Raw genomic sequence first — 24,497 nt, forward strand, 5'->3', positions numbered from 1 at the left:
GCGGCACAAGCAGGTCACAGCGTCCCCGCCTCTACGTTCGCTGGTACCGCTGCACAGGCGACAGCCTCGATCACGCCGTCACCGATGAAGCGTTCGCCCAGGGGCTTGAACTCCAGGAGGGCTGTTACCTGGCGGTCTGCGGTCACGTCGTCCTCATCGGCTCGTGCCTCGTACCGCCTGGCCCTCCATGCGTCGCGTGCGTCGCGGTACTCCGGGCACTCAACCGCCCCACCAACCCCACGGCTGAGCCCGGACGACACCGGAAGACTCACCGCTGGTGCTGCCCCTTCGGCCGTCATCAGACTCCGGCCGTCCCGCAGTCGCGCCCACGTCAACGCGCGCGTGCTACCCCCGAGCGCGACGGCCGGACCACTACGTCGGTGGACGCGGGGCGGCACCGCGCCCACCGTTTACGATGTGCGGCAGGGCGCCTGAGGACGGACCAGCTGATCATCGCGCCACGGCCCGACCCTGCGGTCGAGTCCCGACATGTCGCGCGCCAGCTCCCTCGCGGTGGCGTCGCACCGCAGAGCCCAGCCACGCACCGCGGCACCCCCTACGCCCTTGGCGCACTCGAACTGACGAGAAGCCCTGTTGAATCGTCCCCAACGCTCCGCCTCTGCAGACCTGACTCTGCCGCACCGGCGAGGGGCGAGCAGTGATGCCGACATCACGGCCTACGGTTCTGTCCTCCCATCGCGACCTCGACCCGCTTCTCCTCTTGCCGGTCCGGCTGTTTGTGATGTGCCTTCTCGCTGACCTGCACTGGCACGAAGACGCTGTTCTGGCGAACGCTCTGCGTATCAAGCAGCCCGTTGTCGCTCTCCACGTCGAGCGCCTCGCCGCGGCCGGCTACGTGTCCGTCCGGGTCTCCGGTCGCCGCACCAAGCTGCGCCTCACCCCGCTTGGGCTCGACCGACTGACCGGACACGTAACTGCCCTCCAAGCCGTCGCAGGCACTGCCGCGCAACTCGTCACCGCACGACACGGCGCTCATCGTTCGCCGACGTGACAGCTGACCGCCACCTCTCGAAACCGCACTTCCCAGAGCCGATTTACGGCCGACGTGACGGGTGCGAAGCAAGCCGACGCAGCTGTCACGCACGCAGTTTCTGCAGGTAGTCCGCCATCTCATGCCGTCACAGCACCTGTGACGGCCTCATGCCCACGCGGGACGGCCATCTCCCGCAATGACCTTGAGCAGGAACCTGTGAAAGCGAAGAAGACACCGCAACTGTCGACCGCCAAGCAGAGGGAACTCGGCGCCGAGCTACGGCGAATCCGCATGCGCGCCGGCTACCTCGCAACCGACATGAGCCGCATGCTCGGCTGGCCCGCCTCCACCATCTCGCGCCTGGAAAGCGGCCTCCGCAACTACCAAGCCGGCGACATCGCCATCTACCTCGCCCGCGCGAAGGCAACACCTCACGAACTCGACGACCTCGTAGCCCTAGACCGCCTCCCCGACAACGGCTACCAGGTCAGAAGCCACCCCACAGGCTTCCCCGACGACCTTCCACTCGTCAAAGTGCTCGACAGTGGCAGCCAGTCCGTCACGGCCTACGCCACCGTCGAAATCCCACGGCAGCTTCAGGTCGAACCTTATATCCACGAGACCCTTACCAGAATCGGTCACAGGGAGGGGCCCGTTCTCGATACCGCAGTACAGACGCGGCTCACCAGCCAGTCCACAGCCCTCCGCTTGCCAGTCACCTTCACCTTTTACTTGCACGAAAATACGATGCGAAAAAGCATAGAAGATCCCGCCAGCCTTCATGAACAGGCACTGCAGCTGCTTATTCTATCCTCGTTACCTCATTGCCACATCCGGCTCGTCCCTGCGTGCTTCAGCATGAAAGCTATTCAAATGGGATTCACTTTATACTGCCACGATAGACACTACCCAGTCGTCTACCATCAACATTCCACGACAAGCCTTTTCCTTGAAAACGAGCATGACGTTGCTTTTTACAAAAGTCAGGTTAAACGCATCGCAAACGAGGCTCTAACCCGCCAAGAAACCCGAGACTGGCTCATTAATAATTTGTCCGAGCTCGAATGACGATCTACCGAACCGCTCAAGAATCCAGCAATGTTAACCAACGGCATTCGACACTAATATTGCAAGACTATAACGCTCCAGTCAGATCTGTAACGAGGCTGACGCGTGACACGATGACGTCGTATCAGTGTTAAATACCATGACGCTCCACGATGCACGCTGGGGCCGCCATTGCAAGATGTCGGAGTGCTATAAATGTCCATGAAATCTAGCAGACGTGGTTTACATCTTACTTTCTCCAGAATCAGGTGCGATTGCGGAGAGAAAGAAAGAATTCGCGGTCTGCCGTGCCCAGGTTGCGGCGCGCGCCCGAAACCACATGAGATCAATGAACCCGTGCAGCGTCGCAAGCGGCTGGTCAAAGAAATAAGAGACGTAGAGTCTGGCCCAATCATAGAGTTTACAACGTTTGGCGTCGGAATATTCAACGAAGTTTTTGATGATCTAGAGAACTGGATTCCAAGTTTTTTCGAGGCCTTAAACGCGCATGAACGCGGACTGGCACAAGCTTGCGCGCTCACTGAACAACTTCTCACCCTTGCGGAATCTTTCCAGAGAATCGCGCGAATACGGCCATGGCGCGGCCTATACAGGCATATTGAAGCAACTCTCAAAAACTTGACAGGAGTCTGGTCGTCCGCTCTAGATGCATTCGCCGCAACCTCAATGCTAGATGCGCAGCGAGCGCAACGCGTTATGCAGAGCCACTTAGACGCAGCCGAAGAATCGATTCAAAGATGGCGGGATTCGGTAGCGCAGTTATCTTCAGTTTTTGGCCTTTCGCCCGAGGATCAAGTTGTACTTGGCGTGTATCGCAGCTTGGTGCCTGGCGCGCGTATCGCTAAAGCGCCATCCGAGAATCTATTTATTTCTCACCTCCCTCGGCCTACTCCGCCCGGACTTACCGAGTTTATAAAAGTAGCTGTCGAACTGGCGGATTCTGTCGGTGAGCAAGATTCACTTATAGCTAATTTTATGCCAACTCTTAAAACTTTACGCGCAGCCTCGACGAAGTCTTCTGAAATCGTTCGTTCGATTGTATTTCAGGACAATTTTTCGCGGGCTGTGGGCGAGATGTATCGTTCAGGTGGAATGCTGCACGCACTAACCGTGCTCTCGAATAACAATCGTCTTGCAGTTGATGGTTTGTTGCAGAATGCGCATGCCATTGTCGAGTCAAGCGCGCGGCATCCAATAGCGCTAATGGCGGCGTTGCTCAGCCCGTTTGGATACCGGTCTGCCGTAGAAAAGGGGGCCGCTGAATGCATTCGCATATTGCAACGTAATGGTTTAAGTGAATTGACCGATCTATTAAGTGTAGATTTACGGAATGCCGTTGCTCATCGGTCCTACCGGATAACAGAAAATTGTGAGGTTCATATACTAAATGACCGTGGAAATCTGAAACGTTCCCTTAGTGGTATCGAGTTGGTTGACCTGGTGCTGGCAGGAAAGGTGCTATCGCTGGCGATGACGCTCGCGGTAGTAGTCTTCGCGGCCGAGGTCGGCGTCGACATCGTCTCACTAGTGGGATCCACGGAAGAGCTCCCCATTGGTCAAATGCTTCAAGTATCTGGACTAGTTCTCGGTTGGCCACTCATCGAAGTGGACGTATCTTATGACCAGCGTGCCATTACTATCAATGGTGCCCCGCTTCTCGAAGTCACATTCGATTCTATTCGATCCAAAAATCTAGTAAACGCAATTACTATTGCAACGCGCGTCCCATCCGAAATTGAGAACATTTTCTTCATTTGCCTTGACCAGTCTTGCGTGGTCATGAACGTCTTGGACGCGCGCGCGACAATAAGCTCCAGCGAGACATTTGATCAACTTATTGCATACTTGACTTTTTTCAACTCCTTGCGTCGAGGGCAGCTTCGCTTGATCTCCGATGAACTATGGGCTGCTCTATACAGCTCCGCCTCCAAGCATGCATTAGACGAGGGGGATGTCGCCGGGCTGCGCAAGTTAATACGGCTTCGAAGCTTACTGTCTCAATGCGAGGATGCGGCGGGCGTCTCTGCGGTGAATTCAACTATTCGCCATCTCAGAGGTAAGATCTCGGGAGGACCCGCTATCGCTTTGCCTTCTATGATCTTCGAATTGTCGACGATAACAAGTGTTGAACGCTTAGACCTTCGGGAAGCTAACTGAAAGAGCTGGGTATTGACCTCGTTGAGACGGTCACGCGCCCGCACTTTGCGAAAACAGCTTAGTACTCCGACGCTCATGATCGATGAACTGACCGTGCACGAAATACAGCAATAGCAGTCAGTTTTCATTCTCGCTGTCGTTATCAGGCGCGAGCATCTGACGCAACCTTGAGCTAATCCACACGAGGCGATCTACTGCCGCAGATAACGACTCAGCCGAGGGCAGCACATCTCTGGTTTTGGGGTGCACGAGCCTATTTCGCAACTGTCGAAGGTCGTCTAGTTCGCGGGCTATCCCCGCGTCAACCAAAGCGATTTGACGCGAAAACGTAACCATTGGCGCCCCTTGCACATTTCGCTTAGTCCCCAGCATGTCATTTACAAAATGCTCAAGGTCGGCCCACTGTTCGATGAAGCGTGCCATCTCTCGATAGCTATCACTGACTGCTGACTGATCGCTACCGGTACGCCTGCGTGCATGTTCTACAATGCTTCGGTAGATCTCATATCGCGTCTCGTCGCCGCGCACAATCTGATCTACAACTTGTTCAACAAGGGGGCGCTTTTCCAGATTGCCATGCAGTGAATCAACGTATGGACCTAGCGCTTTCACAGTGTCTATGTTCAGGCGACCCAGTAGTTCGAATAAGATGTCGGCTCGGCCCATGCCAGTCTCGTCGATCGGCTTGTCCGTGAGTGGGTCCACGAGGCCTATGAGATAGGCTGCGAGTTCGTAATGGTTACCAAATTTATTCCCACTTTCCGCGACGCGGCGAGTTCCAGCACGCTGCAGCCCCTCCAGGGCAATCTCGCCAGCGATGACCATGCCATTCAGCTGATCAAGGATTGCTTTTTCATCTTCGGATAATTCGCCCTCTCTCGGCTTGTACTCCAAATCGTGCTCAACCTCGGACCATGCATGCATGAGTACAGACGCTACTTGGATTTCCACCCTGGCTTGCGTGTAGCGCTGATCAGCTTGCGCGAGATCATCTTCTTTCAAATGAACTCTATAGTGGCGGGCTGAATATCCGGAGAACCTCTTGTTCTTCTTTAAGGCTCCAGGATTCGGAAACTCCTTGCGTTCCTCGGAGAGATCGAATAGCTTGCTAATTGCCTTATCCACCAGCTCGCGTTCGCCGGGAAAATACAATGCAACACGAACGCCGGCCAAGTCTACTATGTCGCTAAAGATCTCATCGACCGATTCGAATCCGCCTCGCTTGCCAGCGCGTTGCTGACATTTCTCTTCAAGGCGGTCGACATCTTTGGCTCGCGAGGTCACGATGCAACGGACCCCGGAGGCGCGAAGGCTGGTTTCCAGGCGATCGCGCACGAGTCGCGCGGCCCGGTCGTAGAAGTCATACTCCTTCACGTACCGCTCAATGAAGGACTTGATCACATCCATTGGCGCCCCCTTGGTCCCTGTTAGCCTTTCGATTGTGAGAAGCATAGTGGTTGGGTAGTGCAATCCAGCCGCCCGGCCATGTCCACCAGCTGGGTATCCACCAACCGAGCCAAGGTACTCGCAGGCAGCCAGGGCGATGACAGCTTTGACTTCGACTCTCGGGGCGAACGGCCCGACGGGACCAACATGTTCGAGGCAAAAGCAAGCCGAACCGGTCCGGTGTCTCCACACTGGCGGCTCCTGACGCCGAGTTGGCTGTCATCGCCAGGAGCGTGACGGATTCCGATCCCTCCTGCACAGATTCGCAGCAACCACAGCAGGTCCTAGGTGTTGGCGAAGCGTCAAGTCTGTTCATTGTCTGTCAGTTCGGTAGCTGGAGGCGTGTGGATAGTGAGCAACTCGCCCCTCGGACACGTGGGGGCTCAAGACCCTAGGGAATTGAGCCTGAAAACCTAACGAACAACGACCATGAGACCCCCGTCGGTTTCATGGTCGTTTGTCGTTGACAGCAAACTAGCTGTTCCTGCATGTATTGGTCTTCACGCTCAGACCAGCCACATCGATGTGACGAAGCGGATCACGCGTCGGCGTTCATCCAGTGACGAACCGCGTGGGCTCCCTAAGCAGAGCCGCCGCCGCATCCAGGTCCGCGAGCCGTGCTGCCAACGTGGCCATGGCGAGCTTTTGCGGTAGGGCCTCGCTGAACTTCAGCCCTTCCATCGCCCGCTCATCGACGTCTGGCAGACACAGGCGCTGCGCGGCATCCGCGACGCCTGACCGCCACATTTCGCGGGTCAGGTCGGAGCGAAGCCGGACGGACACGTCGTCGAACCGTTGCTTCTCGTCGGCCAGCGAGCTCAAGGTCGCAGCGAGGGTGGCGTTGGCGCGGAATCCAGCCCACGTAAACCAGCGCACGTCCATGCCCTGCCTACTGATCACCGTGCCGCCGGGGTGTACCGAGGCGAGCCGGTCCTCGCGCAGCTCCGCCATAACCCGCGTGGCTCGCTGCGTCAGCTTCACTGGCGGATCCTCGCCGAGCAAAACGTCACGCGCGGCGCGGGCGAGATCGAACCCCACGCCACCAACGCCCGGTGTCATCCAGCGTGCGCGGCCTCCAGACTCGGCAGGCTCCACGAAGCACCGGCGACGCTTCCAGTCGATCCACGTGACCTTCCAGCTGCGCCCACCGAGCAACAGCAGGCGAGGGCCGTCGACTTTTTCGGTCAGCAACGCCGGATCGGTCCGGCCGATCTCGCGGCGCCCTTCGAGGACTGTGAACTGCGGCGGAGCCGTGAACACCGCGGTCATTCCCATGAAGTGCTGACGGCCGAAGCGACGTTCGGCCTCCTCGCCGATGAACAGAAGTTCACCGTCTTGGTCGAGAAAGCCCTCCTCGACGAGGTAACGGGTAATCGGCTCCGCGCTACGGTCGAACGGCGCGAGCCCGTTCCAGGCCTCGCTCCACAGCCGGTTGCCGACCGAATTCTCCTGCAGGCATAAGGCGAGGATCTGCTGAGCGACGATGTGGCGAGGCTGAGGTGGCGCGTGCACCGGCTCGACGAAACCGCGGCTCCACAACAGAACCAGCGCGTACGCCCAGAGCAGGGAGCTCTCCTCGAGGGCGAGAAAGAGGCAGTTCCGAGTGCTGCCCGGCCGACGCCCTGTCCGGCCCAGGCGTTGGAGGAACGAAGCCACCGTGGACGGCGCGTTGATCTGGATGACGCGGTCGAGGTCGCCGACGTCGATGCCCAGCTCCAAGGTGGAAGTAGACACAATGACACAGTCCCGCGCCTCGGCGAACGCCTGTTCGGCTTGCCTGCGTTCGTCAAGGGAGAGAGAAGCGTGCGACAGGTAGGTTGTCACGCCCCGCTCGCGCAGCGCGGCCCCGATTTCCTCGACTAGCTGACGCGAGTCGCAGAACACCAGCCGTTTTTCGCCGCGGTGCAAGGCCGCGATCACGGTGGCTGCGTTGTGCACCGAGCCGACGTAATCGATCTCGAGCTCGCCCGGCGGAGTGGCCCCAGAGGCCGGCTTGACGTCCGGGGCTACCACGCGGCCCTCTCGCGTAGCTCGGTTCGAACCCTGCAACCAGGTCACCAGCTCATGTGGATTGCCGACCGTTGCCGAGAGGCCGATGCGCTGGATCGGCGCGCCGGTGAGCCGGGACAGACGTTCGAGGACTGCAAGGAGGTGCCACCCTCGGTCGTCACCGGCGAATGCGTGCACCTCGTCGACCACAATCGCCCGCACACCGGCGAAAAGCTGCTTGTGGTCGACGTTGACGCTGACCAGCATCGCCTCGAGCGACTCGGGCGTGGTGAGCAACAGGTCGGGCGGGTCGCGGAGGATTCCACGGCGGGCACCCGCCGCGATATCGCCATGCCAGAGCCCGACTCGCCGGCCCAGCCACGCGGCATAGGTCTCGAGCCTCGGCAACAGGTTGTTCAGCAACGCCTTGAGCGGACATACGTACAGCACCGACAGGCCGGTCCAGCGATGTTCCTCCATCGCACTCAGCAGGGGGAAGGTCGCCGCTTCCGTCTTTCCTCCGGCGGTCGGGGCGAGCAGCACCGCATCGTCTCCATCGAGGACCGGATCGATCGCCTGTTCCTGCAGGGGCCGCAGCGATCGCCAGCCCAAGGTGTTGACGATGTGGTGTACCAGCGCGGGATGCAGCCGCGCCAACGCCTGGGTCACGTCAGATCCAGCTCGACGTCGTCCGCGCTCGCGGCGGCGTTGCGCTCGGACTCGGTCAACTCCGTGTTCGACACGGTCAGCGCATAGTGGACGCGGGGATCGAAGTCCGCGAACTCGTCGACGCGGTCCAGCACATCGGCCACCAGCTTGCGCAGGTACAGCCGTGGCGCGACACCCACCTTGCCGCCGAGCCGGCCGGTCAGCGCCGAGGCCAGTGTCCGCAGGTACGCGTCGTCGACTTCCCTCGCGATCCTTTCGGGATGCTGCGCGACGCTTGCATACAGTTCACGCGTCCGTTGTCCCAGCTCCACGAGCCGATCCAGGTCGAAGCCGAGCAATCGGAGCTGCACGGCGCGAGGAGAGTCGAACCGGGCGTCAGTACTGAAGTCCGTCGCCAGTCGTTGGGCAAGCGGTGGCAGGCGCTGGACACCTTGTTGCCCGTCAAAGAACGCCGGTGTTCCAGTCATGACAACGAACAGACCGGGAAAGCGCCCCGCGTCGATTTCGTCGAGCAGTTGCCGGAGCGCGTTGAGCCCCTTCTCCCGCACGTCGCCGCGCACACGCTGCAGTGTTTCGGTTTCGTCGAGCACTACAAGCAAGCCAGGGTGCCCACAGTCGCGCAACACGGTGAGCAGTCCCTGGAGGAAGCCGAGCGCCCCGAAGTGATCGAGGTCGCCACGCACTCCGGCGGTCCGGCGAGCAGCCGCGGCGACTGATTTCTGCCCGCCCAGCCACGCGATGAGAGCCTCTGCGGTGGCGTTGTCGCCGGCGGTCACAGCCTGCTGGTAGCCCCGCAGCGCCGCGGCGAACGCCGGGGTGGTCCGAGCGACTTCAGCGAGGCGCTGCTCCATCAACTGGCCGACTGCTGCAGTCAGCGCTTGTTCGTCGTCTTCGGCGACTTCACCGGTCTCGATGACCTGTTCTTCAAGGGTGTAGAGCCAGGAATCGACGACGGCGCGCAGAGCACTGGGCTGATGGGTGGCGGTGGTCAGCCGCTCGGTAAGGCGCCGGTAGACCGTCTCCAAACGATGCAGCGGTGTCTCGGTCTCGGAAATCTGGATCTCGGTGGTCGCGAGCCCCTTACGTTTCGCGCGCTCGGCAAGCCAGCGCGTGAAGAAGGTCTTCCCGGACCCGTATTCACCTCGCACGGCGTGGAAGGTGGCGCCGCTGCGCGCGACGGTCGCCAGATCTTCCTCCATCGCGCCGGCGAACCGGTCCAGGCCGACGGCGAGTAGGTCGAGTCCTGACTGCGGCACTGTGCCGCGTCGCAGGGCATCCACCGCCTCGCGTCGCCGAGCCTCGCTCGCCTGGACGGTCATCGCACTCGCACTCCGAACTGCGTCTGAAGCATCTCGCGATCAAGCTTGACGCTGCGGTCGCCGTCGCGCAGCGTGAGTACGGGGTAACCATCGACGTTCACCAAGCGCTCCAACGCCCGGACGAAGAACTCCGGACGGCGTGCTGCCCGGCCTGCGCGCTCCGCGACCGCACTGAGCGAGAGCGTCCCGTCTGCTTCGAGCAATGCGTCGATCACCGCCGCCACGACCTGCTTGTCCGGTGCTTTCGGTACGAAAGCCCGTTGAGCGGCATAGAGGTCGGTCGCCACGATCCGGGTACCGACGGATTCGTCCGGCGCCCCCACCGCGAACAGCGGTACGGCCGAATCCGGCTCGGGCTTTCGACGGCTGGGCTTGCGAGCCGGTGCAGGCTGTTCCGGAAGCACCGTACGCCTCTGCTCCCACCAAGCGGGGGTCACGGCTTCGGGGGGAAGGACGTGCCACCCGACCGGCACGAGCTCGTCGGATGGCAGGAGGACGAGAACAGGCACAATCATCTCGGCGAGCGAGGCACCTCCGTGGTATCCGGACTTCCGTGATGTGTAACGGATGTCTTCGCGCCACGGAACGGTCACCCGGCCGTCGCCGAGCAGTACGCGCGGTCCGGCCAGCTCGATCTCACCGTCGTCTGCCGGGCCGGTGCGCCATCGGGCCGACGTCCCCTCGGCCTTGGACAGCTTCTCCGCCGACCGTTCCAGAACGTGCCCATGGTCGGATACGAGCACGACCGGGCGCCCGTACCCTCTCGCGGCGTCCAGGAGTTCACGCAGGTAGGTGACGTCGCGGATCGACCAGCCGGCGCGCTCGCCCTCTTGCCCGTGGTCGAGGGCGTCGTCGATCGTGTTGAGGACGACGCCGACGACACCGTCCTCGGCAAGTGCGGTAAGCAGCCCCTCGGAGAGCCGGTGGCCGGCGTCGCCTGCGAGGTCGTTCTTGTGGAACAGCGCGGCTTTCCGCCGATGCTTTTGCCAGAACGCGGTGAAACCGGCTCGCTCTGCTGCTTGGTCGCCGACCTTCGGCACTCCGGAAAGCAGGCTCGCGCGGCCTGCCTGAGTCACCGAAGGGAACATCGTCACCGCAGCGATGCGTTCGCCCTGGCGCGGAGAGGCTTCTCGCCAACCGCCGGTGGCGGCTTCCTCGGCGATCGCGGTGGCGATCGCGGCGCTCATCCCGTCGAGGACGATGACCAGCGGCGAGCGCCGGCTGGCGACTGGGCGGACGACGGTGTTGAGGACGTCTTCGACCAGCAGACAGCCGCCGGAGTCGATGCTCGACGCGCGGGGAACCCACTCTGCCAGTCTCGCGGCGAACTGCTCGTCAAGCCGGTCCCGCCGAGCACGTGCAGCCTGGTGCAAGGCCCGGTAAGCCTGAGCAACGGCTGGATCGCCGCCGTCGCCGACCCACAACGTCGTCAGGGCACGGTCCGTCCACGCCCAGTCCATGACCTGGCGGTTCGCGGCGACCGCGACCGAGCCGACGTCCGGAAGCGGCAACGCGAGCCATCGGTGGACCCGTACCGCCATTTCCGCTGCTTTGAGACGGTCCGGCTCGAGCCGCGCCAGGCCATGATCGCGGATCTCGTCGAGCGCTCGTTCGACCTCGGTGATGCTGCCTTTGACGGGCGTCGGTGACAGCGCACTAGCCAGTGTTCCTAGCGCGGCTGCGTAGCTGGACGGCAGGAACCGGCTGTCGCGAAGGGCTTCGGTGAGGTGCGCGCTCGCAGCGAGCTGCTCGGCACGGTTCGCGACTTCGAGGATCCGCTTCCGGGCTGCCTGCCCGCCGGACTCGGCCTCACTGAGCCAGCGCTCCAACGTTCCCTCGACCGCGTCGGTGAAAGCACGCAATGCCGGCGGCCGGACGCCGGCCAGTAGCCCGCCGAAGGCCAGCGCGGCCTCTGGAGAGGCGTCCGGACGAGTCGCCACCCTGCCGACAAGACCGAGTGGCATGGCGTCGGCTGCTTTCCCCGCGGAGGCCAGCCGCAGGACGATCGGAGCGACTTCACCAACCGAATTGGCCAACCAGTCGGTCATACCGGATTGCTCGGATTCGGCGAAGCGAGCAAACCGGTCCGGACCGGTCGAGTGGAGCGACCAGGCGAGCAGGGCACCGGCATCGAGCGCGTCCTCGCGCAGCGTGCCGATACCGAGCCGGGCGCCTATGAGCGTGCGCATGGCCGTGTCGCGCGTGAGCACCGACCCGCTGCGGGGCCAGCCACCCGGCGGTTCGGCTTCAAGCAGCGCGTCGATCAGCCACGGCTCGGCGCGAACGCGCGGATCGACGTCCGTGGCACCGAATCGCTGCGCCACGATCCGGGCACGGTCGGCGGTGTGGGTGGAACGCCCGAGCGCGTAGCCCCGGATGTCCCAGCCAAGCTGGTCGTCATCGAGGCTCGTAGTCACCACAAGGACATCGTCGGCACCTCGCTCGGCCTGATGCCGCTGCCACGCTTCGACAATGCCGAGCACGGAGTGCTGATCGGTGACATGCACCCGCTTCCGGTCTTGCTCGGTGTTCAGGGTGAAGTCGCTGCTCCCGTCTTCGTACCGACCGTAGATCAGCACGAGCCGACGCTCCTTGGCCCGCGGCAGCCAGTCCGTGAGCAAGGTCTCGATCATCCGTTTGGTCAGCTGCGGCGGTGCTGTGGTCACGGCCGGTCCTCGTGGACGATGTGCCAGTCCAGGACGATCTCCACGTCCGGGTGATCCTTCGCGTAGTCACGAATCTCGGTCGAGAAGTCGTCCAGAATGGCTTGCAGCCGCTGTTCAACGACGCTGGCCGTGATCCGGCGCGCGGGCTTCGCCTGTCCACTGACTGGCTGTGGGTTCTCCGCAGGTTGGGGCTGCGGCGAGTCCAGCGGCAGCCCTTCCTGAACCGGCGGGAGGGTCGGCGCAGGACGAGGCGTCGCCACAGCGGCGAGCTCCGCGGCTTCCTCGATCAGTCCGACGGCGCGACGGCGGACACCACTCAGCACCGGAGGCAACGAGCGGGTGAACTCGTCGACTGCGGCCGTGTCGCCGATGTCGGCGAGCAGCCGACGGGCCTGCGTGTCGACGGCGTCCCCCCGGCCGACGAACCTGCCTACGGATTCGACGAGCTTCCAGTCGACCTGGTCGAGCGCGTCGAGCACCTGCGGCGCGGTGGCGATGGCATTGCCCAACACCTGGTCGTTCACGTCGTGATCGTCAGCATCGGCGAGTTCACGCACGATCGTCGTGGCGTCGCGGGTAGCGGAGAGCCGGGCGAGCAGGTTGGCGGCGTAGCGAGCGATGGTGATGCGAGCTGCCGTCACCGGGACACCCAGCTGATCAGCACGCGTCTCCAGCGTCCGGCGGAGGTTGTTGACCGCTGTCTCCAGGCTTGTCACCTTTTCGCGAACATCGGAGGCGAGGCGGTTGACGTTACGCGCCACCAGGTATTCAGGCACGTTCACCCCGAAGAGCGCTGACGCCCGGGTGCGCGCGACGGCGAACTCATCCGCTGACGGAAGGTCTTGAGCCCGCAAAGCGTGCCCGGGACCGATTTTGTCCAGCTCCGGCGCCTCGCGCAGCGGTGAACCATGCATGACCCAGGCGCGGTCGGACAGCAGCGCGTAGGTCGCGATGATCAAGTTTGCGACTGCTTTGTCCAGCCCGGTGTACCCGAGCTCCTCGATCCACAAACGGATGTTCTCGACGGAGTAATCGCCGTCGACGCCATGCTGTCCGGCTGCCTGATCGATTCGGCGCCGCCACTCCGCGGAGACGTTGAGCGGGCCGTCGGAGACTTCACCGAGTTCGAGCGGATGCACGATCCGCCGGACCAGTGCCAACTGCGGCCGGTCGACCACGACTCGCCGCTTGCCCTCCTCCATCGCCTGTGTGATCCAGCCGAGGACGGTCTTCAACTCGCCGATGGTGACCGCCTTGCGGTTCCCAGTCGTGTCGAAGTCCGGGTGCTTCGGATAAAGGGCGGAGAACAAGCCGTCCGCGAGGGCAAGCCCGTTCTGCTCGAAGCCAGCGCCGGCCAGCAGCCGTGGCGTGTGCCCGGGCTGCAGCGCCAGCACGTGACCATCATCGCCCACCTGCGCGCCGAGTGTGGACTCTTCGGCTCGCGCGATGCCGTAGACCTGCATCAGGGACGCCGTGAGCTGGGATTCGAGGGTGTCGGCCTGGGCTTGCAGCTGGTGGCGGATCTTGACCCTGTTGTCCGCGGACATTTCCCCGGCGTAGTCGTCGAGCCGGTTGCGCTCGAGCAGATACTGGATCTTGAGCAGCCGTCCCAGCTGGTTGACCTTCTGCGTGGACAGGAAGTGCGGGACCCAGGTGACCGTGGCGCCGGTGAAGCCCTCGCGTCGAAGCCGGTTCACGCGCGCGATGTCGTCACTCGGCGGGTGGCCGTGCTGGTCGAAGGGGTAGTCGAGGATGATCCGGATCCGCCCGGGCACGCTGGGACCGAACTGCACGTCCGGCAGGTCCTGGCTGTCGCGGATGTTGGCGAACACGAATTCCGCGGTTCGGCGTGTCCCCTTCCACACGACCTCGCGTTCGCAGACGAAGTTCTCGACATCGCGAATGCCGAGTTTCTGCCACAGCTGTCGTTTGGTCCAGATCCGTCGGGCGCCGATCGAGTCCTGCTCGCCGACGGCGTCCAGCAACGGCTCGATGTCCAAATCGGACAGTTGCAGGCGGAACACCGGGTCCTCGTCGCCTTCGGACCGCAGCTCACCGAATTCCGCGGCCAGCTCACGCATTCGGGTGACCACCATTGTCCCGGGAGCAACGGTACGCGAGCGGATGGAGCCGTGGTTCAAGGCCGCCAGCCGTGCTCCGGTCAACCGTGCCAGAGCGGACACGTCCGGCGCCAGCGCGGCCAGCATCAGCGTCTTGACGAACCGGTCATCGGCGATGAACCGCGGATCGCTTTCACTGCCATACTTGCCCAGCAGGTTGGCGCGCACTTTCGTATGGAGTCGCTGTGCTGCCGCCGAATCCTGCCGCAAGCGCTCGGTGAAGGCTTCCCCGGTGCCGTCGGCGAGAACGTCCCAAAGGTCACCCAGCGGGATCAGCTCGCCGAGTTTCATGTCGGCGCGGCGCCGATACAGCATTTCCTGCAGCAGCTTGAGGCCGGTGCGTTCGCGCTGAAGCGCACCGGACAGCGCGACGAGCACGTTGAGCAGCGCAGGTGAGAGCGGGTAGACGGCGCGGAAGTCCGTCCAGTCGGCGCCGGTGGCGCCGTTCGCGTCCAGCAACACATCGCGTACGGCCGAGTTCGTGGACTCGATGGCGGCGAAAGCGTCTTCTAACACGGTCTTCGCCTGCGGTGTCTTGGGTTTGAGGACGCGTTCCTTGATGATCGCCGGCAGGTTGCGGTCTTCCAGCGACACGATGTCGAACCGCTCGGCCAGGTACTGCACCTGTGCCTCGAGGTTCTTCACGTCCGCGCCGGTGACGTCCTCGCCGACGAGCTTGGACAGATCCCGCTGCCGGGAGATGAACGAGACGATCGGCAACGCGCGGTCGGCGTTGCCCGACTCGATCAGCTTGACGAGCTTGCTGACCTGCGTGTTGACGAACTCCTGGTCGGCCATGTGAGCCTGCAACCACAGGATCAGCTCGTCAAGGAAGAGGATCAGCCCGTCGTAACCGAGGCCGCGGGCGTGGCGGCTGATCACCGACAGGCCGTCCTCCAGCGGAAGGAACGCCTCGGCATCGCCCGTGGCACCACGGCTGTACGCCGACATCGGTCCGGAGAGCAGCGCTGAGACCAAAGCCTCGCGCACAGGATCGCCCGCGGGAGCGCTGAACGCCTGATCAAGTTTGGCGGACGTCCACGCCTGAACGGTGGAGCCCTCGATGACGTCCAGATCGTCGAGGTCGTCTTCCGCGGCTGCTGGCGCTTCGCTGCCCAGCCATTCGGCAAACCTCGCGTCGTCGGCGAGGAACTGCCGCTGCCCCTTGGCGTTGTCGAGCATCGCATCGGCACGGTAGACGGCCGGAGTGCCGTGCTGAGGGTGCAGACGGCGGACGGTGCTGACGTATCCACCGAGGATCGCCGAGTCGATGTCGGTGGCGCCGACCAGGTGGTAGGGCACCATCAGGAACTTCTTGCCACGCAACCAGTCGTCATGCTCAGCGATCACCGGCTGCAGCCCGGCCTTGGCGCGGGCGACCGGTTCGTTGTTGAGGACCGCGTGCAGCACGGTCAGGAAGTGGCTCTTACCGGAACCGAACGAGCCATGCAGGTAGGCGGCATGGGAAGCACCGTCTCGAACGGCGGCTCGCACGATCGACAGCGCCTTGCCGAACGCCTGTCGGAGCTGATCGGTCACCACGTACTCGGCGACGCGGGCGTCGGTCTCGACGAAACCCTTCGTGAGGTCGATCTTGAAGTCGCCGGCGTGGACGGATTCCGGAATGTCGATGACGTCCCGCAGGTAGATCTCGGGGCCGCTCACTGCTGATCACCCTTTGCGCTGCTGGTGCGGCGCCCGCGGCGCGGAGCCGTGGGACGCCATGCGGTCAGGTCCTGTATCGCCAGCTGATGCTTGGTCAGCTGCTCGTCGAGGAACGCCTGGTATTCCTCGGCCGGCACGCCGCCCCACTCTGCGTCGTACTCGCCGTGCCACTGCTTGACCCACGGCATGACTTCGGCAAGCCCGGCCAGCAACGGCTCCAGACGTTCGGCTTCCCAACCGGCTTCCTGCGTGCGGTCGTTGATGACGTTGACCAGGGCCTGCGCTTGGTCTTTGTGATCCCATCCAGCCCAGCCGAGCAACAGCGTCGGGTCACCGTCTGGACTCGCCTCGGGGTAGGAGATGAAGCGTTCCTTGGGCACATCGAGCTTTCCGCGCTGGGACCAATAGCTGGTCTTGCGGAAATCTGCCGAGGTGTACTTCGGCGGCACCGGGATGTCGAGGCGCTTGCCTGTCTCGTCTTCTTGGCGCTGCTGCTCCCAGACCTTCTCCCACTGCGCACGCTTGCGCAGCCCTGGGTCCTTGTAGCGCATCGCGGCGAGAAACGGCACGTGCTCTTCTGCGATGACTCGTTCGAGGACCTGGGCGAGCGTGAGGTCGCGTTTGCCGAGATGGTCGGTGGCGTAGAGCTGCGCGACCGACTGCATGTCGGCGTCGTCCCGGAACGTGTCGGCGAGCTGGCTGATCGTCAGTACCCGCGGCTGCTCGAATCCGTCCCGCAGGCTGTACCAGAGGTCGCGTCGCTCACAGCGGTCGAGCAGCCAGGTTTCGAGAGCCTCTGCTTCTTTCTTCTCCCAGGACTGCGTCGCCCAACGACGCTTGCACTCTGGACGCTCGATCAGCGCGATGTCGCGGCGCTGCTCAATAATGTCGATGCGAGCCTGGACGATCTGCTGATACCACTCGGGCCAATGTTCAGGGATCTCAGTCATCGCTTCAAACTTATGATTGTGATGCGAAAACCAAGTTGTGCTGATCTCGCCTCGTTCCACTCCACGAGCTAAGACAATAGCGAATGCTCGCTCGCTCGGCTTCACCGGCGGCACTGTTTGCTTTTCAGAAGCAACCATCCGGTCAGCTGATGAACCGCCGAGTAGTCCATAACTGCCGTAAACAGTCCAGTCCAGCTCCTCTTGCAGTGAGATCATCTGGCAGCGGATATATTCATGCTTTGTCCATGCCGCGTCGAGATTCTGCCTGCTAGGGAGCGTCTCGGCACATAGGGAACTCGGCTCCACATCGGCCAGTTGTTGAGCGAGTGCATCTAGATCGCGCGCCAGCTCAAGCGGCAGTCTTGCAGGTAGCGGAAACTCTTGCAGTTTTGTTCCCGTGAATTCGAACCGATGTTCCCAGGGTTCATCTGCTCCAGCTTGCTCGGCGCCAGGGCGACCTTTGTTGTGGCTCACCTGTTTGAGCCAGAAGCATGCCGTCGATGAGTTAAGTACGCCCAGTAACGCCAGGTGGTCATCCTCGTCCGCCCTGGCTGGCAACTTGATTACTGGCGCCGATTGCTTGAAAATTTTACTGCCCCGGTTAAGGGTGAAATGGTTGTGCGTGGCCACAAATGCGAATACTAGTGATAGTTTTGCGGCTTCCTCATCGCGGGGCACCTGGTGCCATTCATGCCATGGACGCTTTTCGGAGAAGTATGAGCCACCCCCGAAAGTGCTTCGATTTCCTAGCTGTGCACGAAGAAACCAGAGATGCTTCGATGAAGGCTCGAATTGATCAATATCGATCAATTGATTCCGATCATCGTAAGGAAACCAAGTCTCCAGCGTGTCAAAGACTTGATAGTCACGCAGGTCTTGACCAATCGCGAGCGGCTTCCAAAGTTGTCGATCAAGGCGCAGACGACGAACGCCGCCTCGCGGTAACGTGAATTCTTCGTCTGCATGACTCATGGCCATGAATCCAATGCGAAGGGCGTTCTCGGACAACCGTTTGCTCGATGCAGATTCGATCACGTTAAACAAATCACTTGCACCGCCGCCACTCACACTCCAAGGGTGACTATCGAAGCGAGGGCGTTCAACATCCTCGACGGTAACCCACTCGGATTCACATCCGGGCTTGTTGACCTGATCGATGATCGCTGACCAAACCATACCCTTTGCTGGCTCCGTTGGATGACTCGGCTCTCCTCGAACGCCGAGAACAGCCCTGATGGAATCATTGCGACGATAGGGATGATTGCGACCAACGAGGATCACCGTCGGCGTTCCATGTCCCGGAATGTAGGCGCCGGAGCTGTCGATCACGTAGGTCAGGTTTACGGTCTTGAAAAATTGCTCTATGAGCTTCTTTCCGAACTCGCGTTTCATGAACGAATTCGCCGTTATTTGGCCAATAAAGCCGGCGTCGCGGCCGTTACCGTCGCGACGGACCGCGAGTTGGAATAAGCGCTGCGCAAAAGGCACCGACAAACTATATATGCCGGAGCAGGTGTCGTATCGATCGCGATAGTTCTGATTCTCTTGCTTATCCTTAACCGTGATATATGGAGGATTTCCGACGACGATATGATAAGAAGCCCTACCTAACAGGTCGCAGGAGTTGACGAACTCATTGACGTCTTCGGTAGCGTAGGTGTGCGGTTTCTTGGACGGGAATAGTTCACCCTGGATACCAGGGGCGCCGCGACCATGCATCAAGGAGTCGCCGACCCCGACGTTGATCGGAAACGTCGGCGCAGCTGCCAAGCGCGTTTCGCCGGCGGCGTGCAGTGCGGCGACCAGCAGCCGGAACCGGGCGATGGACACCGCGAACGGATTCTTGTCACAGCCGTGCACCGACTCCAGTGAACGCTTGATCAGTTCCCAATTATCGGTCCCGGGCTCGGCGCTACGCCACTTCGCGAGCAGTCGATGGAAGATCCCGCGTAGGAAGTGGCCGGAGCCGCAAGCCGGATCGATGGTGCGTAGTCCCTTAAGGCCGAACTCGTCGACCGCAGGTTCCAGCGTCAGGTCAAGGATGAACTCCTCGACGAACTCCGGGGTCTGCAACAAGGCGTACGTTTTGCGGGCATGCTCAGAGAGATCTTGGTAGAGGTCACCGAGAAATCGGGTGTCCCGCTCGGGATCTGTGAAGTCGTAACGGAGCTCTTCGTCAGGGCGTCGCCAGAATTTCAGTAGCGACGTGGCCGCCTCGTATGAGGGTGTGATCTCCCACAACGGATTGTGCCGCTTGTCGAAAAGCCCGGCGGCAGTGGGATGGGCGGCGGCAAGGTGATTGAACGCCGCGATTAGCCAGTCACGGTCGTTGTGCCCCGTGAACTTGCGGTTGTATGCCTCGTGGTGTTCCTCGGCGTCCCTGAGCCGCTCGCCAGGGCCAGAGATGAACGGCCGTTCGATGAGCCCGTTGTCCTCGCAGAACCGCACGAACACTGTACCGAGTACCCATGCGGCCGCAACCTGGGTAACGCGGGCGTCGAGCCACGACTCATAGGTCGCAGCGGTGCGTTTCTTCTCGAAGGCGTCGTCGTATTCGGCTCGCAGCGCGGTGGCGAACTCGGGCTCCTCGCCGGCGCGCTCCCGGAGATCGTCTTCTAGCAGCAGTACCTGACGTTGCAGGTCCTTCACCAGCTGCTTGCCGTCCACCGCGTGCCTTGCCGTCGTCACCAGTCGCCCTTGTCCTTCACTCACGCCGCACCATCCGTGGTGTGGAGCTCTTCGAGGAACGCGCGATCGAGCACCACACGTTCGCTGTCGGTCAGTACTTCAACGATCTTGCCGTCCAACTGCGGGGTGTCGAGCGCCGACTCCCCCGGGCACAGCAGCCACAGGCCGTGCGGCGCCTCGTCGGGCCGGCGGGCCGCGTTCTGCAGCTCCGTCAGCAAGGCGTGGCCACCTTCGTCGAAGTAGCGTGCGACCATGCCCGCATGGTGCAGGAACAGCACCACGCCGGGCCCGCGCACCGAGTCGCCGATGCGGGATCGCACCCGGTCCCAGGTCGCCCGCACATAGGACGCCAGGCCAGGCGAGATGACGCCGGTCTCGCTGAACCGGGCGTCCAGTTTGCCGACTTTCGCCCAATCCTGTCCGCGCTCGGTGACCAGCGCCCGGAATGCCTCCACGAACTCACGGTCGACATCGATCGACCGCACCGGATACCGGGCAGCGATGCCCTCCGGAGTACCAGGCAGGTAAGCCCCTCTCAGGGTGAGGGCGAGGAATCCGCCACGCTCGATCGCCGCAGTGAGCTTCCGCGCCAGAACCTCATGGGGATCCGCGCCGGCAGCCCGCCAGTGTCCGTGTCCGCTGAGCGCTGACGCAGAGGCGGAAAAGCGCGGCTGCTCGAGCGGCGGCGGCCGGAACACCTTGTCCGACGTGTCGTAGTTCAGCGGAAAGCCGGCAGCGTGCAAAGCGTCTTCGAGTTCGACGTGAGTAAGCCGCTCGTTCACGTCGAGGGCGGGAAATCGGGCCCGGACCTTGGCGATCAGGTCGGGCTGGGTGATGCCGCGATCACGCACGCCAGCGGCGGCCTGCGAGATCCGCAGCGCGCGCACCAGGTCCAGCTCACGCGGGTACAGCTCCAGCCGCGGGGAGGCCGCCGCGTGCTCGGACATCACCGACGCCAGCTCGACGAGCAGGGTGTCTGCCAGTGGCTGCAGGCCCTCCGGTGCAGGCACCGCGCGCAGCTCGCGTACGACGACCCCCCGGCCGGGCAGTGGCTCCCGCCCTACCAAATCGTCGGCGCGGACACCGAGAGCGAAGGCGTAGTCTGCCATCTCCGGGGCACTCGGGTCTTGGGAGCCCGGCAGCGACTCCAGCGCAATCAGCACCCGCTGCCCACGCCGCTGCACCGCCAGTCGCGGGCCGCTACCTTCGACGTCGTCGGTGTGCAGGCCGGCCCAAACCTCGGTCTCGACCGCGGCGCGCACGATCGCCATCGCCCGCGCCATGGTGCGTTCCGCATCGTCGTCGCCAGCGCCGTGCCGGGTACGCAGCGCGGCGGCCAGGGCTTGGACGGTAACGACCCGGCCGGCCTCGGCCACGGCGTCGACGAGCTCATTGCGGATCGTGGTCAGCCACGGCGCGGCCGCCCACTCCTTCGTGGCGGCGTTGAGGTGTCGCGACACCGACGGCTGCGAGATGTCGAGGCGCTTGGCGACCGCGCCTTGCGAGGCCCACGGCTCCAGCGGCTCGCCGCCGTCAGGCAGACCGAGCGTCAACCGGATGACGTCGGCCTTCTTCGACCCCCGGCGCGTTTGCGCAGGTGACAGCAATGCGGCCAGGTCCTCGATGGTCTGGTGGTCCTCGTCGGCCGTATGCGCGGCTGCGGACTCCACAGCATGCAGGAGCTGCTTGGACCACTGCTTGTGCCGACGGTTGAGCTCCTTGCGGACGACCGCGCCCGCGCCGCGTGCCTTGGCGATCAGGTGCAGCGGAACATCGAGCAGTTGGCCCACGGTGGTGGCCTCGAAGCCCTGGGCCACCGACACCGCGCGCGGTGTCAGGCCGGCCAGCTCGAGCGCGGTGTCCAGCTTGGCGGCGGCCGCGTGGGCGTCACGAGTGGCCTCCAGTGACCCGTTTTCCAGCCCGACCGTGGCCTGCGTGGTGGGTGGGGCGGCGGTGTCTGCGTCGACGAACACCGCGCGCCACTGGTCCTCCATCTGCCGGTACGTGTCGAAGCGTTGGTCGACATCGCGATGGAAGGCACGCAGGAAGAACTCGGTGAGACCATCCCGAAGGGCCGAGTCGAAGAGATCAGAAGCGATCGTCGGGGTCTCGTCGTTAGTTGTCTGCGGGTTGTTCATGCCGTCGCCCCACACCGGGCGCTGACCAGTGGCCATTTCGTGCAAGGTCACCGCTGCCGCGTATCGCTCGGCGTGGTCGTCGAAGGCAGGACGCCGGACGGAGCCGAGGAACGGGTCGAGGTAACCGCGAGTACCCGCATGGACGTCACGATCGGAGGCGTCCGCGAGCGAGAAGTCGAACAGCATCAGCTGGGTGGACCGGTCAGCCCGCCGATATACCCCGAAGTTGTCCGGCTTGAGGTCCCGGTGCCGTACGCCCTTTCCGGCGAGGTGATCGAGGGCGGTGAACAGGTCTTTGCCGTAGCGGTCGAGGTTGTGGTAGCTGAGCTTCCCTTCGGCGCGCAGCAGCGCACCAAGCGTCGAACCGGATACGTCCTCACCACCGGCGAACTCGAGATCAAGCACGGTCCGGCCGGCGAGCTCGCGAGGACCGTCGAGCAAGCGGACGATCACGCCACCACCGACTTGGCCCAGCGCCGCTGCCTCGGCACGGAGCCGAGCTGCCTTGGCGTCGTCCAGCGCGACCTTGAAGACGCGCCGCTCACGGCGCGGCCTGCCGTCCTCGTCCTCGATATCCCGTTTGACGAGCAGGGCTCGGGCCGTGGCGCCGGTGCCGAGGACCCGTTCGACTTCCCAGTCGCGATCGACCATCTGTCCGGGCGAGGCGGTGAGAGGGTCCACCAGCGCGGTGGACTCTTCGACGGGAGCGGTGTCTTTCGCGGCAGCATCCAGGCGTGCCAGGAACGCCTCGGCCGAATCGAGCCGGTCTGCGACGTCGGCGCGGGTCGCGTCGAAGATCAGCGCGTCAAGGGGGTCGGAAACGACGTCGGAGACAGCGTAGGGGTGCAGGCCCTTGTCGGTGGCCAGCCGTTCGATCAGTCCACTGCGCTGGGTAGCAGGAGGCTGACCGGTCGTGACGAAGTAGGCGATCGCGCCAAGCCCGAAGACGTCGAGGTCGACGGGGTCAGCGAACGGTGTGTCGACCTCCGGCGCGAGGTACACCTCAGCGGAGTTCGAAACGTGCTCACCCGGCAGCGAGGTGTTTCCGATCGAGGAGAAACCGGTGGTGTCGAAGTCGCGTGCCGCCGCCTGCCAGTCGATGATCCGCATGACAGGGCGAGACCCATCATCTTTGGCCGACACGTACACCGAGCGGGCGGCCAGCGCACGGTGGTAGAGCGAGCGGCTATGCGCATAGCGGACGGCTTCGGCGAGCTGGCGCACCATGTCGAGGCGAACATCGGCATCGAGGTGCTCACCATGGACCGCGAGGTACGAATCCAGTCGAAGATCGTCCGCACGATGGTGGAACAGGATCGCCGGTCCGCCCCCATGGTCGCGAATCTGTACCGCCTGGGCGATACCGCGGTGGGTGATGCCCTGCAGTACCTGATACTCGCGGCGTGCCGCGCGTTCCACCGACTGCTGTCGTTCCTCACTCGCCTGCAGGGCAGTGAGGTAGATCCTCACCCTGCCCTCTTCGCGAACGATCCCCTTCCGCTCCGCAAGACGGTCTTCCCAGGTCGGACCTGCGTCGAGCAGCTCCGAATCGAGTGTCCAGTCATCACCGAAGCGCAGATGCGCCGTCGATGCGCGGATGCCGATCTCTTCGAGGAGCTTCGGCAGAACCGCCGAGAAGGCAGGCGTGATCCGCTGCGAGTCCTGCTGTGGCGGACGGGACAGGAGGTCTGCCCACAGTTCCGGCAGACCATGAGAGACACCGTCGCGGGCGAAAACCTTGGTGTTCTGAACCTCGTCCAGCTCGGACCGCAAGTCCGGCGCCGACAGGAACACGGCGGGTTCAACGCGTGGCACCCGCTGGCTGATCTGCAGCCGCTTCGCGGCCCACTCCAGCCTCCCCTTGAGCTCCTTGGACTTGAGGTCGGTGAGATGCAGAGGGTTACGGAGGATTCGCGGCCGACGGGAGCCTTCTTGGAAGAACCGCCAGGTCTCGCCGTTGTTCACGACCCGCCCAGGGTGTCCTTTGAGCTCGACCAGGTACAGACCGCCCGGGACCGCGATCAGCAGGTCGCATTCGTTGACCCGGCCTGAGGCCCCCGTAAACGAGAAGGTCGCCCACGCGCGGTAAGGCTCCGCGTTGGGCATGAGCCTGCGTACATGATCAAGCCCGTCTTGCTCCCACGGGTAGGGCGATGTCCGCTCCTGGAACCAGCGCTTCCGCTGCGATGAAGGTCCAGGTTTGGGTACAGATGGTCCACCGCCCGACACACAGCCTCCCCTTTTGCTGATCAACCGACCGCCGACGATCCTAGGTGCCTACGCCAGGTAGGTGCTGCACCCTACGAGGTCAGGCAGTCGATAGTCACTCACTCGCTATCGAGTCGACGTCACACTCCGTTACGTTACAACCCCCTCGTAATTCGTAACGGTTAGGTCAGAAGACCGACAGTAGGTATGCAGCTCCGTCAGCGCTCCGGCCCGGCCTCCTGCACCCTCGAGATCGCTGGAGTGCCCTCACCTGCGTTGCGCAACATCCTGCTTCCCAACACGGCCCAACCTCCGTCCGTGGCGGCAGGGGCTGCGCAAGACTCCGTGACCATGCCGGACAAGACGCATTTGGGCAGACCTAGCAGCGCTTGGTAACGAGGGCTGCACGCGAACGAGTCC

Annotated in this window: 10 protein-coding genes; 3 read left to right on the forward strand and 7 right to left on the reverse strand. The window is 63.1% G+C overall.

The features are described 5' to 3' along the window. Nucleotides 1–742: 742 nt before the first annotated feature. The 3 genes from ACZ54P_RS20430 to ACZ54P_RS20440 all read left to right on the forward strand — a co-directional run bounded on the left by ACZ54P_RS20430 (nt 743) and on the right by ACZ54P_RS20440 (nt 4,219). On the forward strand, nt 743–1,012 hold the full coding sequence (locus ACZ54P_RS20430; protein ID WP_465373932.1) for a MarR family transcriptional regulator: 270 nt from the start codon (nt 743–745) through the stop codon (nt 1,010–1,012). 198 nt (nt 1,013–1,210) lie between these two features. Further along, nucleotides 1,211–2,062 carry a helix-turn-helix domain-containing protein gene (locus ACZ54P_RS20435; RefSeq protein WP_465463127.1) on the forward strand — a complete coding sequence of 284 codons (852 nt, stop codon included), beginning with the start codon at nt 1,211–1,213 and terminating at the stop codon, nt 2,060–2,062. A 336-nt stretch (nt 2,063–2,398) separates the two neighbouring features. Next, entirely contained in the window at nt 2,399–4,219 is a 1,821-nt protein-coding gene (locus tag ACZ54P_RS20440) for a hypothetical protein (RefSeq protein WP_465463128.1), read from the forward strand. A 117-nt stretch (nt 4,220–4,336) separates the two neighbouring features. Here ACZ54P_RS20440 and ACZ54P_RS20445 read toward each other — a convergent pair whose 3' ends face one another. The 7 genes from ACZ54P_RS20445 to pglW form a co-directional block, all read right to left on the reverse strand. Continuing rightward, the gene (locus tag ACZ54P_RS20445; protein WP_465463129.1) at nt 4,337–5,626 is read right to left on the reverse strand and encodes a GTP pyrophosphokinase; all 1,290 of its coding nucleotides are present in this window, start codon (nt 5,624–5,626) and stop codon (nt 4,337–4,339) included. A 591-nt stretch (nt 5,627–6,217) separates the two neighbouring features. Beyond that, nucleotides 6,218–8,323, reverse strand: a complete 2,106-nt coding sequence (locus tag ACZ54P_RS20450) for a DEAD/DEAH box helicase (RefSeq protein ID WP_465463130.1) — start codon at nt 8,321–8,323, stop codon at nt 6,218–6,220. Continuing rightward, entirely contained in the window at nt 8,320–9,642 is a 1,323-nt protein-coding gene (gene brxD / locus ACZ54P_RS20455; RefSeq protein ID WP_465463131.1) for a BREX system ATP-binding protein BrxD, read from the reverse strand. The genes ACZ54P_RS20450 and brxD overlap by 4 nt, the downstream gene beginning before the upstream one ends. Continuing rightward, nucleotides 9,639–12,308, reverse strand: coding sequence for a BREX-2 system phosphatase PglZ (pglZ, locus tag ACZ54P_RS20460; protein WP_465463132.1), 2,670 nt, complete (start codon nt 12,306–12,308; stop codon nt 9,639–9,641). Before pglZ ends, brxD begins: the two co-directional genes overlap by 4 nt. Then, the gene (locus ACZ54P_RS20465) at nt 12,305–16,093 is read right to left on the reverse strand and encodes a BREX-2 system ATPase PglY family protein (protein WP_465463133.1); all 3,789 of its coding nucleotides are present in this window, start codon (nt 16,091–16,093) and stop codon (nt 12,305–12,307) included. Before ACZ54P_RS20465 ends, pglZ begins: the two co-directional genes overlap by 4 nt. Beyond that, on the reverse strand, nt 16,090–19,755 hold the full coding sequence (pglX, locus tag ACZ54P_RS20470) for a BREX-2 system adenine-specific DNA-methyltransferase PglX (protein WP_465463134.1): 3,666 nt from the start codon (nt 19,753–19,755) through the stop codon (nt 16,090–16,092). The genes ACZ54P_RS20465 and pglX overlap by 4 nt, the downstream gene beginning before the upstream one ends. After that, nucleotides 19,752–24,098 carry a BREX system serine/threonine kinase PglW gene (pglW, locus tag ACZ54P_RS20475; RefSeq protein WP_465463135.1) on the reverse strand — a complete coding sequence of 1,449 codons (4,347 nt, stop codon included), beginning with the start codon at nt 24,096–24,098 and terminating at the stop codon, nt 19,752–19,754. Before pglW ends, pglX begins: the two co-directional genes overlap by 4 nt. Nucleotides 24,099–24,497: the final 399 nt, after the last annotated feature.

This window comes from Amycolatopsis sp. NPDC034160 (assembly GCF_055575355.1).

Bases quoted from the DNA above. Each gene is read 5' to 3' on its own strand.
- ACZ54P_RS20430 (WP_465373932.1), top strand. From the start codon at position 743: ATGTGCCTTCTCGCTGACCTGCACTGGCACGAAGACGCTGTTCTGGCG.
- ACZ54P_RS20445 (WP_465463129.1), bottom strand. From the start codon at position 5,626: ATGGATGTGATCAAGTCCTTCATTGAGCGGTACGTGAAGGAGTATGAC.
- brxD (WP_465463131.1), bottom strand. From the start codon at position 9,642: ATGACCGTCCAGGCGAGCGAGGCTCGGCGACGCGAGGCGGTGGATGCC.